The sequence below is a fragment of the Polystyrenella longa genome (genome assembly GCF_007750395.1).
Classification (GTDB): Bacteria; Planctomycetota; Planctomycetia; order Planctomycetales; family Planctomycetaceae; genus Polystyrenella; species Polystyrenella longa.
The window spans coordinates 4,060,313-4,073,745 of sequence record NZ_CP036281.1; the positions used below are offsets into that span (position 1 = coordinate 4,060,313).

Below are 13,433 nucleotides of genomic sequence, written 5' to 3' on the forward strand. Positions count from 1 at the left end.
ACCCTCTATTGGGCCTCATTGAATCTAATCGTGTCGTCCAGAGATCAACCACAACCTGGTTTCAGGGCGGGCTCTCTTGGGACTTTATATTAGTTGATCTTCAGTCGAGAGTGGGAATCGCTTCCGCATTCATTCCAGGAAGTTCTTCTGTCAAACGGGGTACACCCTGAAAAGATTCGTCCAGAACAACCGAATTTGTTGCTCCACCATCCGTTTGACCAGTAAACTGCAGCGGAATCGCCATCACGCCATCCCACTGGTCAGGTCCCGCTTCGTAAATTCGGTCCTCGTTTTCAGCTGAGGGGCTTTTCCAAAGTGCGAATGAAAAATCCTCGTTCAGGAATGATTCATAGCCACTTACATAGAGTTCCGCACCATCGTTTCCAGATGGGGCAACACCTGCCAGGCCGAACAGGGCAGGAGCGGGACCACTCAGTTCAATCAAAGTCTGGTCCAGTTCCAGGCCAACAGGTTGCCGAGAATCAACCGTCTCGGCTCGATGTAGCATGACGAGAGAATACATTCCCCGGAACGTCGATTTTGTCAGTTTGAGATGGAGTTCCTCTGTCTGCGACGTATAAACAAGCGGCCCCATCCCCCGCTTGAAACAATTGACCAGTTGCATTTCTCCCAACGGGCTCAGCAATTTAAAGGCAGACCGGCGGGAAGAAAACGCACAATTTTCCGCACTGATTTTCGCCACTGAATAACTGTCCGGTGTTCCAGAACGCCAGGCAATTGCCGAAACGGGAGGTAACGATTCTGGAATCCCTTCCGAAAAGGAGCAATCGCTCATCATCAGTTCGTCAGCTTGAACACGCACCAGTTCATTCAAAGGAGCTGAGTTCGTCTGTGAAGATTGTTTGCGTCGAAAATGGACATTCACTAAGGTCAGCTTCACTGCGGAAAAAAAGGCGGGGTTGTCTTCCACCACAATCACAGGTCGCGACTTACTCGCGCCGACGATCGTTAAGGAGCCTACACCACGCATGTCCGGTGCCCGGAACGGTCCGTTCGAGGTGAGATACAATCGACCATTCTCATCAGCAGGAGGCAACTCCAGTAGCTGGGATTGTTGATTTTCAAACTCGGACAAACGCTCTTTCGCAGGAAACCCACTTGCGCTCGCCTGCTTGACTTCAGATTCCAGAGGAATCGTTAACGGAGTCGCTTCGATCTCAGGAAGCAATCGTGGTTCTTTCAGACCGGCAGGACCCGTATTGCTGTTATCTGCCGTCGAGGTACGGCTTTCACTCGCAGGAGAGGTAGGTTCGATTTCCAACCCATCGAGTCTTTGCGCCAGCTCCTGCCAGACTTTCGGCATCGTGCCGTTTTCAGTCAGCACCACTGACGCCGCACCGCACACCGCAATCAACAATACAGCGGACACCCAGAACAGCCGTGAAGACTTTTGCTTCCAAGGTTCACCGGTCGGCACAAATGACCGAAACTGTTTGAGAAAGCAACGCACCGCACGACGACTCTGCTGTCGCACTGGCCCCAGAAGTTGCTGCAACTGAATGAACGAATGAGGACGCTCTTCAATGGTGGAACGAGTCATGTGTTGAATGATCTCTGCCAGTGGTGCCGGAGTATCGGGTGCCCACAGGCGAACATCGGGTATCGACTTCGTCTGGTGAGCGGCCAGTTTAGCGAGCGGATCCCCCGTCGGATGGGGAGGCCGCCCCCCCAAGAGCTGCCAGAGCAGACAGCCCAAAGCATAAATATCACTTTGAATGGAACAGGCATTTCCCGTCCCGATTAGTTCCGGAGCAATTCCATCGTACTGGTCGGGGGCAATTTGATCTCGCAAAACAAGTTCGGGAGAGATAGCCGGGGCGATACCGACATTGATCAACACCACCTCGCCCTGCTCGTTCAAACGGACATTGGATAGTCGCAAGTCTCCATGTTGCATCTGATGCTTTTCGAGCAACGCCAGGGAATCGACCAACTGACGGGCAATTTCGAGAACAACCGCCGCCGGAAATCTTCCTCGACGAGTCAGTAATTCTCCCAGATGATGCCCGGGAACATAGGAACTCAGAACAACCAACTGATCTTCACTCGGACTGAAAACCTGCCGTGGAAGTGCAAGTCCACGGTGCTGGATCGGCGCGAAATCAGAAACGGTCGTTTCGACTCGGCCTTGTATCTGCGGTAGGAATTCCTGAGGCAGTGTTATTGTTTTGAAAGCGTGCTCTTTGAACGATTTTTCGTCTGTGTTGATTGCTTTAAAAGTTCGGGTTCGTGTTCCGTAGCTCAATTCGTCGAGCAGCAACCAGGAGCCGACTTTCAGACTCGGTCCGTTCGTCTTTTCGAGAGAGCGTCCCTGAAAAGGCGTTAGCGTGCCTGTTTGAACCAGGGCATCCAGCCAGATCGAATCGAAAGCAGGCAGGTCTCGCGCGAGTCGTTTCACACGGCTCCGCGCGCGGCGAATATCTGCAGCCGTACACAGCTGCAGATCCGTCAGCGTCTGCATCAGTTTCTGAGACGGAGGGTCGATCACAGGGAACCGGAATCCTTTCCGAGTTCGTCGGGGCGGGGGAGAAGGTCGTCAGGGTCGGGAAATCGCCAGCAGGAGAGATTCAGTTCACTGAGATCATGCTTAAAGCTCGACCACAGAGAGCAATCATCGGGAGGCCGCGAAATTGTACAAACTTCTTGAGCTGGCGCTAATCTTTTTTTAGGCGTATGCCCGGAGGATCCGGTGCAGAATCAAGGGATTCCGGCGTTTACAGCGGGAATCCAAACCTTATCGTTTCCTGCACCCCCTCTTTTAACTATATTAGCAGTCAGCCCCTTCAAGCAAATACTGCTGTGAAGAGGACATTTCATCAACCGCTCGACTCCATCGCTGGAAAGTTTTTTCCTGTGCGAATTCTGATTGTCATCCGCGAATCCTCTCCGCTGAACCAGTGGTTCACTGCGTCGATTGAACGGGTGCTTGCGGAAGAAAGTCAGGGCAGCCCCCAGTCGGGGCAGATAATTCAACAAGCGTTTTTGCCGGAGGCAGCCGAACTTACCGAAATCGATCTCGTCCTGGTCGCGCTGGACTTTCCGGATCAATTCACGGGGGTAGAAATTGAACAAGCCCTCTCTTCTAACCCGCTAACTCGCTGGCTATGCGTCACCGGTCCCTGGTCCGAAGGGGATGGCCGCAATCGGACTTTCTGGCCGTTCGCTGTTCGAGTTCCCTGGCATCGATTTCCAGAACGATTCCGTCAGGAAATCGCTATCAAGGAAGATCGACTCACCGCCCTTCCCTTAACCGCTTCACGTAACGAATGTTTTCTCTTTGAACAGCAAACGCTCGAATCGGTTGAGACAACGCTACCCGGCAATCGCCTCTCCATTGGCCTGTTAATCGACGACCCAGCCCTGCAATTGTATTACCAGCAGTGGCTTTCCGGGTTGGGTTACAATGTTGACCGTTATTCGCTTCGAAAAGTTGAGCTCAAGACCGGTGGTCCTGAATCGTCAATCGTGGCCTCCCACTCCATCTGGATTATGGACCTCGATCCGTGGACGACTGAAAGACTACGCAAGATACCAAACATAAGGTTACAGATCGGATCCGAGTCGAGTCTTATTGGCCTCACCAACGAGATTAACCTCGAACAGTTCACCAGCATGAATCAACATGGAATCGATTCCGTGTTCCCCAAACTCATGGGTGAAACGGAGATCTTAAGAACGATCAGATCCGTTCATCCCGTGAATCATTAATTGGTCCCGGGCTGGAGAGACTGGATTTCAATCGCTTTGAAGTTCAAGTCGGTCGTCGGGTCATGCCCTTGAATGCTGATATGCCCTGCCTCAGTACGTAGCCCTTTACGAGGATTAGGATCCTCAGGGCGAGTGTCCATCCAGTCGGTCACTTGCAGACCATTCACCCAGACAGCCAGGTGAGGACCGGAAGCGTTGAGCGTCATCTTAAACCATTCATGATCGTTCGCATTGATCCAGCGAGCGAAGTTTCGGCGGAAGATCGCCCCTGTCCCATGGTCGGCAGGTTGTGTTCGGTCTTCTTCTTTGAATCCGTTTTGAATCTGCATTTCATATCCGTTGGAAGGCGCTTCCGCCGTTCCTTTCTCTGCACGAAAGAAGATGCCACTGTTTAACGCTTCGCCATTGGTTTTCACGTCGAGTTGCAGCAGAAAATCTCCCCAGGTCTGCTCCGTTTCGAGGAACCCCCGGCCGGAATCATCGCCCCCTTTAACAGCAATGGTTCCCTCTTCAATTTCAAAACTACTATCCGAACCTGGGACGACCTGCCAACCATCCAAAGATTCCCCACTAAAGAGAGGCGTCATATCCAGCGGTTTGAGAATGATCTTCCGGAACTGAATCAGGCTTTTATTTTTCTGCAGGCCGATTCGTCCTGTCATTAGTGGATTTTCTGAATCGTCGGTGTAATCGAGTACCTTCGTTCCGTCGAGTTCGGCCTCGAGATGATTCCCTTTTGCAATGACGTGGAAAGTCTGCCATTCCCCTTCGTTGCTCACCAGTTCCAGCGGTTCAATTCGGCCGACCAAACCACCCGTTTTGAAACTGTCGTGAGAATCACAAATATTCAGTTCGTAACATTCGTCCGTGGGGTTAGGAGGATCTGCACTCGTTCGCAGAAATACTCCACTATTGCCTCCTTCAGCTGCTTTGAATTCACAAATAAGCTCATAGTCCGTAAAGAGCGATGTGGTGGAGAGGACGCTGATGCCTTTCGCATCCGAATCGGGTTGGATAAGGCCATCGCGAACGACCCATTCCAAGTCGTTATTACTTTCCCAACCAAACAACGTTTTTCCATCGAATAACGCGATCCACCCCTCTTCGATCTGCTCCTGAGTTAAAACCTGAGGAGGATCTTTGATCTCGAATTCCGCAGCAACAGCCAGTTCATTTCTTTTGGGTTTCTCTGCGACTGGTTCCGACTCTGGTTTCGTTTCGGGTTCTGGCTTTGGTTCTGGCACAGTTGGAGCGTTTTCTTCCGGTTCCGTTGTGGGTTGAGGGACGGGATCGGCTTCCCCGTCTGTTTCAACCGACTCTTTCTCTACTGTCTCTTTCAACGCGGGAGGTTCGGGACAACCTGCCAGAATTGAGACAGAAGAAATCAGGAACAGCACACAGAACAACCGGCGATACAGAACGGTAGCAGGAATCATGAGTAGGTCAGTCCGTTGAATAGGCAATAAAAGAACTGGTAATCAGCATATACCACGAAATACAGTGTGTATCACTGTGTCATCAGCAGAAGCGTTACCACCTCCCTGATGCAGTTCCTACCTTAAAGAGTGCGCGGAGCGCTTGCAAACGTCCTGGTACATTCGGATCCGCAAGGACACCTATTCCGATTTCTTATCAGAATCCGCGTTCGCTTCTTCCGCAGGGGTTTCTTCAGTGACGGCAGAGATTTCGACGTTATCGGTTTCAGTCGACTCAGCCGTTTCGTCTTCGGTCTGCTCCTCGGCTTCTGGTTCCAGACTGAGGATGGGATCGTCTTTTAATGCTTCCAGAACGAGCGAACCAAATTTCCCTTCGCAACCGGGACATTTTGCTTTGGCGATACTCTTGGCTTTGGCTCCGCCGAATTTCTCGGCCGTACGCCCTTCTTCCGACATCACTAAACCGCACTTCTCGCATTGGTAACCGACAGAGATCAATTCAAAACTGCTATCTGCCTTGTAGTATTCCGGTTGATCCAGCGCAGGAACTGTCTTCGATGTGTAATGGCATTTGAAGACTTCGTAGGTGGCTTCCATAGGAATTCCAGCGTCCGCAGCGAATTCAACTAAACCGCAAACGGAACGCATTCCATTTGCAAACTGACGGAACTGCGACAGACTGAATGATAGGAACTCAAGTTCGCTGCTTTCATCCATCCGAGGCATCTGCACAGCAATACGTGCTTCACCAAACACTGGGATGTCGTGGAACAAGGATGTTTGTCCCGGTGGGCAAGGTTGTACAATTCGCAGCTCGCTGAAATTTTCCGTTGAGAAAAAGCGATGCTTATGACAGGGGAGCTTTTCGATCGAAATTCCCTGTCTTAAATGTTCGTAAATTTCCTCACGAATCGCGGGGTTCTTTTTCGCACCGCTTCCAAACAGAGAGCCAGACTTGGTCAATTCGCAGATCAAAACGCCTTCTTTGGAGAAAGCGATTTCAGCGGGAACGAACTCTTTGGTCAAACTACCCGGGCGGAGCTTCAATCGAGAAGGATCAACCTGATGCTGACAGACGTCTTGCATCCAACCGCTGTAATCACCGGTAACGATGGTTTGTTCGTCGGTGCTACCTTCATCCAGTTTACCTTCGTTGTCTACTTCTTCCGTTGGTTTCGGTTTAGGCTCTTCCTTGGGAACATGGAACGTCGCTTTGCAAACAGGGCAACGGCCAGTGAGTCCGCGATGTTTCTCGCGTACTTTAATTCGATGGCCTTTGGGACAATAGACGATGAACATACCGGGAGCCAGCTTGTTCCTTTTCTTGCCCGACTCTCGCTCTTCTTCCAAAGCAATATTCAACAGCACATCGGCGCCGGTAGCTTCGGAATGGGATACTTCATTTTCATCACGCTTGAATGCATCCCCTCTATTGCTGACGGGCGTTTCAGTGGGAGCGGATTCATCGGTCGACTTGGCCGCATCGTCAGAAGTGGCTTCTGCTAGTGGATAAACCGTCTCTTCTGATGCATCAACTGATTCTGGCTGCGACTCTATGTCCTCGGCGATGGGAGCATCTTCGGATTCGGTTTGTTCATGCTTCTGATCTTGTTCGGGAGTAAAACGCTGGACGGAATTAGCCGAGATAGAAGTGGCCGAATCGGCTGCAGCAGGAGCGTTCTTTAGGCTGAAGCTGCCACTGGAAGAGACGCCGGTCGATAATTCAAAACCTTCTTCGTCATCTTCTTCGAACTCAAATGCTTCCTGATCTGCCTGGGCTTCCTGCAGACTCTCCGGGCTGTAAATGACTTGCTGGGGGCGAGATTTCATCTCGCGATAAGCGGCGGCAATATCTTCGCGCATAAAACCACTACAGTTCCAGCAGCGAACGAGACCCGAACGAACCATCTCTCCGCAACCTGGGCACTCGACCTCTTGGTCTTGGTCTTCGACGGATACACCTTCCAGAGTGTTCTGCCCAACCTCATTCGCATTGCCTTCATTCTGCATTACATGTTTACAGGTAGGGCAAACGGGAGTATCAGGGAGAAGCATCGACTTACAGGAAGGACATTGATTGAATGTCACCGGCATCTTCGGGTCCGTTTATCAAAGCAGGGTTGAGATGAATCTGTCTGATCAGGCTGCCTCTCAGAAAAGTTAAGGCAGGAGACAGTGAGAGCGACTGAAATCGTATCTGCAGTTTTACCTGCTGTTCGCCTCCTGCGGCCCGTGATTTCATTATACCCGTGACGGGTAACCTTGTGTCACTTTCTCCTGTGAACTGAGAGATCAGAGATTGGAGTTGAGTTGAGGGAATTGCGGAAACAAAGCTGAAAACCATTATTTCAGTCCGACCACTTCAAAAAAAGTAAGGATCGATAAATTCTTATAGTTCCCCACGTTAATCTATCACAACTGGCTGGGGCAGGTGGGGCACAAATTTCGTTTTCCTGTTGATTCAGCCCTAAAAAGGAGAACACAGGCAATATAAGACGCATTTCATCCGGAGCAAAACGAGGCTGACAGCAACTGAGAAGCCTTACTGTCGTTGCTAACCCGTATAAATAGAAAAAACCGAAAGAGGCGGGTCCTCTTTCGGCTTTCGGTGGCATGATGTGGTGGGGGAAGTGTTTTTAGATAGGCAGGATGCAGCCCCTCTCCAAGGGCTGACATAATCTCTCTCATTATTTCGAAGTTCGATTCAGAACCCGCATCAAACTTCGACTCTCTCTGGATAAACCTAATTGCAGAAGGCGTGCCAAAGAGTATCCCCGGGAGAAAGTTTCACGTCACCACTAACCAACACACTCAACATAAACTCATAACACAGAGCATGTTAACGCATAATACACGTCCTTAAATTAGATGGAATGTATTTTCGAGTCAGTCCACTCATTGTAAATATTTCAAGCGAGTTGCCTGATAAATTGTAAGAGTGACAATGTAACCAAGGCCGATTCGGAGAGTTCAACCCCGTTTTTACGGCAGCAGTGAAGGAACCTTATCCAATAGACTCGACTTTTTCTGCGAGGGGTCGGAACTCTGCACGCTGATCGCCAGCTGATCCACTGACTTGATCAATGGTCCAAATAACTGGGAGGCAGGTTCGGATGGCGATAGATCGGAGTGCGCCATTTTCAGATAAAGCGGATTCAGTTCCGTCTGCCCCGTTACTGCGTCAACGGGATACCAATGATTACCCAGTCGGACCTCGGTCCAAATGTAGGGCATAAAGCAGCTGAGACCAGGATGCCAGGCAAGGCCCGACGCTGGACGGGCTGGAATCTGATTAAGTCGTAACAACGCCGTCAGTAGCAGGGCATGATCCATCGGCCCTCCTTCGGCAGACCGGATAATATCAGGAACAGGTCGCAAGGTTGTACTGATTTCAAGCTTCCGTTTCAGTATTACATTTACCAGGTCCACCAGTTGGGTGACTGTCTCGATTGGGGCCGTGATCGGATTGATCTTGCGATCAGCCATCTGAGAAACGATTGGATTGCTTAATTGCAATAAGGGACTGTCGGCGAGAAACACTGGAGACACAGGGGCCTGGATAGGATTCTCCGGAAGCCCTGCCCGCTGGACGGTCAATCGAATCGAATTCTCTTCCGGACTCGTTTTTTCTCCCGGCTCGTAACGAATCGTCTCTACGTTGAACTTAGCGTTAGTAAGGCCTCCACCCGGTTCGAGTCCCTCCGGGCTGTATTTCGCAGCGGGATTGATCTGCGCCTGTGGTAGTCCCGGTTGAATCAATGGAAGTTGCCCCCTCACCGAATTCGCATTGACCTGCAGCACTTCAGATTTTACGGGTTCGCCGTTATAGCGATGTCTGATTTGAAAATCGGAGTCGACAAAGAAGTCGGACACATCTTGATGTTGCATCCCGATATTGAAGGTAATCTCCTTCAATCTATCGCTCTTTTGGATAGGTTTCACCGGGATGAGGCTCAGAATCAGCTTATCCAGATCCGGACCGGCCAATAGCTCTCCCGCCTGCTCGGGTGTGACGGAGTACTCTTTCCATTCGATATCGTCGCGCCAGACATCTTTACGGCGAATCGTCCCTGTCTGATCGAAGAAAACGTAGCTGCGCAGGCGGATCGTCGGCAGATTTGAACGAAAACTCGCTTTGGCCAACATCACTGGTGGAGAATATTCCGTCTGCATTTTGAGGGGGTTCATTAACGTGGCCTGCCGGAAATCAATATTGAGCGCTTCAGGATCGTAGAACTTCCACTTCAGTCGATCTTTGGGTTGAAAGGATTGTCCCGCCGCGACTCGAAGCGACAGAGTCTCCAGAAAGAGTGGAGACTGTAATATTGTCTGATTAACCAGGTTTGTGTCGAAATGACGCCCATTGTTCAACGCCGAGATTTTGAGACGTCCATTGTCGACAGCCACTGTTTGCGTCCGATGCTCGCCCGTACTACTGGAAAAACGATAGTCGAAGGAGACGAAATCACCATTCTTCTGTTCAATTGTCGAGTACTCGACAATCTCCCACACTGTTTTCCCAAATTGTTTGTATTTCAAGAACTCTTTTCGGACTGCCCGCCAGCACTTCTGTTGTTTATGCCGGCAGGGATAGACAGAGGTAAACACGTATCCAGCCGGAACTTTGTCGATAAATCGTACCCGCCACTCTTCCTTAAGCTCCGCCGCCTGACCTGAAACCGGGTGAAGACAGACAAATAGAGTCACAAGTACCAACAGAACCAATACGCGCTGCCTGTGGCGGCGCGGAGATCGCGTTGCTGCAGGTTTTTCACCTAACTGATTCCGACAGACTGACATATTCAATCACTTTTGAATTGCATCAAGGGTCAAATTGGAAATTGGGTTCCACTATAGGGATCGAATCGATGCGGCGGAGTGTAGCGATTCTGAGGGAATCTGTCTTGAGGAACTTCAAACCGGCAATCGCACCGAAGGCTTTGTAATCCTTACAACCCGAATCTCATTGCTTCGCTGATTGTCACAACCGCGAAAATCATGCAGAGCGGACCTCTTCACTAACAGGCAATCCTTACTCTGTTCGCGACTTCCCCATAGGTGGACAGGTCGAATTCCAAAAACAACCCAAGTTGGCAGACGATTTCGACTTCCCTGTTTTTTGCATGCTACATTTGCTTGGACGCGGTCTGTGAGACCGTGAGTATGTCGTTGAGGACATGCCGTTTTGATTGGGCCAATCATTAAATGAACTTTTGACCGTCCACCGGTACGACAGCTGAAAGAACTTCTTTCAACGCCGGCAAACGAGGTTGCAATAACCCTCGTGGACAGGCTCAATCCAAATCAAATCTGTTCTTCCAATGAGGACAGGTTGCAAGAGGAAACAAACAATGGGGTTTTTGAAACGATTTCTGAAAGAGACGAACCGCGAAGGCCACATTCCCCAGGGCCATAGCAGTTTCGGCGAAGTTTCGGAAGAACAATTGGAAACACATCTAGGTATTGCACGTTACGGATCCTACGTGCTGACAGATGCTGTTCGTCCTTCCTACGACTTGCAAGTAGTACCTAGCGCTGGTTTTCGCCACGATACTTACGAAGACCGCGAAAGTGGTATCCGTATCCCTGTTTGTATGGCTGCAGCCTCCCGAGAAGATATCATTGATCTCTTCCTGGACCTGCTGGATCCTCTGGGCGACGAAGTCGACCTGGTTCTGGAGACAAGCCACGACAACAACCACGGACGTCACCAGGACTTGTACCGGGAGCATATCGATATGCCCGTGCTCAAAAGCACGCTACTCGATTATGAAGACCTCCTGCTGAACGATGGGTGCACTGGCCTGGCCGTGCTGAACCCAAAAATTCCTATGGAAGTTCAGTTCGATGAGCATAAACTGCTGATCATGTACGGTCATGAGCTGGGTCCCTTTGAAGAGATCCTGCGCAGCTACAATCTGCCTTGCAGCGAAGAATTGAAATTCATCACCGAAGCGGAACACGTCCACTCCTCGACCGATGAGTTCTCGGAGCAGTTCCAGCAGATGTGCTATCGACTCGGCATCGACGACTAATCTCGTCGCCGAGTCTGCTAATCCGGCTTGCCGAATTAGTCCCAATCTGAGAAAATCGATTTCGACTGAAAACCGTTCTACTGAATGGTCTTCGGTCGATCTTTTTTGCGCTCTGCGGAAACAGCTCCCAGAACGATCCCCTTCCCCTCAGGTCACCCCCGCTTGTGACACTTCGTAAACAGGGATGTTTTCATGAAACGGTTTACCTCTTTCGTTGCCGGTATTATCTTCGGTGGGGCCGCAATGTATTTCGCCTTCACCTTGATCGTCGTGCAGAGCGATTCCGGAACGTTTGTAATTCAAAAATCCGCTCCTTCGTTGTCGGATATCGCCTATGTCGACGTCAGCAGTTGGGGTGCCGGAGAATGGGCTCAACACCTTGAGCTTCAACGCGACCTCATTGCGACTGGCCACGGCGACGTGATTATAGACTCGGCGCCTGTCGAAATGATTGAAGACGTTTTCAAAGCTGTACGAGAAGGTATGAAAAACTAATCTTCGATTTGGCCCTCAGCTCAATAGACAACATAGACAACGAACTCCCCGACTAGGATCTCAGGAGCGTGATGGTGGTTGAGTCTTCTCCGACAATGGTTACGCGCAGTGCGGGTTCCTGCGAGTGGACATTGGTCGCCGAAGATGCTCCGGTCTTGTTTCCTGACGAAAACCTGGCTCCCAAGTTGTTGTTAGAGCGATTTTCTCACGACGAACTGAAGTCGGGCTCCCACCGGGTCGTGTTTAAACTGCAGACAGGGAATGGTTGCTATTACTTCAAACACTACAAAATCTCCGACTGGAAATCCCGTCTCCAGAACTGGGTCCGTTCCTCTCGCGCCCGAATCGAGTGGGACCATACCTGGAAATTGATCGAACTCGGATTTGATACCTGCCTGCCAGTGGCGATCGGTGAGAAACGAAAAGGGCCTGTAGTTCGCGACAGTTATCTGATTACGAGAGAAATTCCGGACTCCGTTCAGCTCGACCAATTCGTGGAAAAGGTTCTTCCCGCTCTCCCTGAGCGAACCCGGCGGCAGCTTCGGTTCGAGCTGGCTCGTCAATTGGGAATCGTGACGGCGCAGCTGCATCTAAAAGGGGTCCAACATCGCGACTATCACGCGGGCAATGTCCTTGTCAGCTGGGACGAAACCTCGTTGAAACTTAAGCTCTGGTTGATCGATCTACACCAGGTCAGCTTCGGAAGTAAATTGAAGACCAAACAATGTTTGCGAAACCTGGCCCTGCTGAACAGCTATTTCTCCAATCGAGGAAACGCTTCCGATCGTCGTCGTTTTTTTCGATCGTACTGGCAAACATTCCAGACAAAGAAGAATGGCCGACCAAGAGGTTTTCAGGAATACAAATCAACCCTGCTGACCATCGAAGAATTCTGCGATCAGAAGATGTGGAAAGAGTTCGCCCGGGCCGACCAGAAGTGGGAACGAGGCAATCGGCGACTAGTCATTCTCGAAGGTGAATCCGAACAGAATGCCTGCCGGGGTGTCAGTGAGTTGGACCGAGATTTTCTGAAAGCGGTTTCGCAAAACCCACAAAACACCTTCGGACTCCCTCTGCTCAACAAGTCCGTCTCCGTAACAAAGCGGGTTACCTTGAAAGGAGAACAGGGCATACTCTCTGGGTACCTCACCGTCTGCGACAAACACTCGAAACCGAAGTTTTCAGCACGAACCGCCTGGGACATTGGACACGCTTTTATTCGACGGCGGTTATCAACACCTCGGCCCCTGCTTTTTGTGGAAGCAAAAGAGCAGCAGTGGCTGGTAACAGAGGCGATTCCGAATTCGATGCCTCTTACAGACTACGCCCAATCCTCACAGGCTCATCACCTGAACTTCCAATCTCGCCGTTTACTAACCAGGCAACTCGCTGCCCAGTTGGCCTGGCGAGATCGGTGTGGATTCCAGGACAATCACCCCACTCTGTTTAATATCCTCATCCAACCAGATTCCGACACGTTCTTTTTTCTGGGCCTCGGTTATCTGGAACAGCTTAATACACCTGTCAGCGAGAAGAAAATTATCCGAACCCTGGCGGCCTGGACTTCCGGTTCATTGCCTTTATCCGGCATCACGCGGACCGACCGATTACGGTTTTTGAAGCGGTATTTACTGGAAAAAGAGGGCGATTGGAAACGGTATTGGAACAGAATCGATTCGAAAGTACACTCTGTTCACTCGAATTGAGGTTTCATTGTGGTCTATCCCCAATTGAACCT

General features: G+C 50.6%; 8 protein-coding genes. 4 read left to right on the plus strand and 4 right to left on the minus strand.

The window, feature by feature from the left end:
* Positions 1 to 100: 100 nt before the first annotated feature.
* On the minus strand, positions 101 to 2,509 hold the full coding sequence (locus tag Pla110_RS15035) for a serine/threonine protein kinase (protein ID WP_144996659.1): 2,409 nt from the start codon (positions 2,507 to 2,509) through the stop codon (positions 101 to 103).
* Positions 2,510 to 2,874: 365 nt separating this feature from the next.
* Between Pla110_RS15035 and Pla110_RS15040 the strand changes: the two genes are divergently transcribed.
* Positions 2,875 to 3,729: a hypothetical protein gene (locus Pla110_RS15040; RefSeq protein ID WP_144996661.1), complete on the plus strand. Its 855-nt coding sequence runs from the start codon at positions 2,875 to 2,877 to the stop codon at positions 3,727 to 3,729.
* Here Pla110_RS15040 and Pla110_RS15045 read toward each other — a convergent pair.
* From Pla110_RS15045 to Pla110_RS15055, 3 genes are all read right to left on the minus strand, one after another.
* Positions 3,726 to 5,165, minus strand: coding sequence for a family 16 glycoside hydrolase (locus tag Pla110_RS15045; protein ID WP_144996663.1), 1,440 nt, complete (start codon positions 5,163 to 5,165; stop codon positions 3,726 to 3,728). The two genes, Pla110_RS15040 and Pla110_RS15045, sit on opposite strands and share 4 nt — an antisense overlap.
* A gap of 180 nt (positions 5,166 to 5,345) precedes the next feature.
* Entirely contained in the window at positions 5,346 to 7,259 is a 1,914-nt protein-coding gene (locus tag Pla110_RS15050) for a hypothetical protein (RefSeq protein WP_144996665.1), read from the minus strand.
* Positions 7,260 to 8,147: 888 nt separating this feature from the next.
* Positions 8,148 to 9,965 carry a transglutaminase domain-containing protein gene (locus Pla110_RS15055; protein ID WP_144996667.1) on the minus strand — a complete coding sequence of 606 codons (1,818 nt, stop codon included), beginning with the start codon at positions 9,963 to 9,965 and terminating at the stop codon, positions 8,148 to 8,150.
* 551 nt (positions 9,966 to 10,516) lie between these two features.
* Between Pla110_RS15055 and Pla110_RS15060 the strand changes: the two genes are divergently transcribed.
* The 3 genes from Pla110_RS15060 to Pla110_RS15070 all read left to right on the plus strand — a co-directional run bounded on the left by Pla110_RS15060 (position 10,517) and on the right by Pla110_RS15070 (position 13,401).
* Positions 10,517 to 11,200: a hypothetical protein gene (locus Pla110_RS15060; protein WP_144996669.1), complete on the plus strand. Its 684-nt coding sequence runs from the start codon at positions 10,517 to 10,519 to the stop codon at positions 11,198 to 11,200.
* Positions 11,201 to 11,392: 192 nt separating this feature from the next.
* Positions 11,393 to 11,695 (plus strand): hypothetical protein, encoded by a 303-nt coding sequence (locus tag Pla110_RS15065; protein ID WP_144996671.1) that lies wholly within the window; start codon positions 11,393 to 11,395, stop codon positions 11,693 to 11,695.
* Positions 11,696 to 11,766: 71 nt separating this feature from the next.
* Positions 11,767 to 13,401, plus strand: a complete 1,635-nt coding sequence (locus Pla110_RS15070) for a lipopolysaccharide kinase InaA family protein (RefSeq protein WP_144996673.1) — start codon at positions 11,767 to 11,769, stop codon at positions 13,399 to 13,401.
* The last annotated feature ends 32 nt before the right edge of the window (positions 13,402 to 13,433 follow it).

Bases quoted from the DNA above. Each gene is read 5' to 3' on its own strand.
- Pla110_RS15060 (WP_144996669.1), top strand. From the start codon at position 10,517: ATGGGGTTTTTGAAACGATTTCTGAAAGAGACGAACCGCGAAGGCCAC.
- Pla110_RS15065 (WP_144996671.1), top strand. From the start codon at position 11,393: ATGAAACGGTTTACCTCTTTCGTTGCCGGTATTATCTTCGGTGGGGCC.
- Pla110_RS15045 (WP_144996663.1), bottom strand. From the start codon at position 5,165: ATGATTCCTGCTACCGTTCTGTATCGCCGGTTGTTCTGTGTGCTGTTC.
- Pla110_RS15055 (WP_144996667.1), bottom strand. From the start codon at position 9,965: ATGTCAGTCTGTCGGAATCAGTTAGGTGAAAAACCTGCAGCAACGCGA.
- Pla110_RS15050 (WP_144996665.1), bottom strand. From the start codon at position 7,259: ATGCCGGTGACATTCAATCAATGTCCTTCCTGTAAGTCGATGCTTCTC.
- Pla110_RS15070 (WP_144996673.1), top strand. From the start codon at position 11,767: ATGGTGGTTGAGTCTTCTCCGACAATGGTTACGCGCAGTGCGGGTTCC.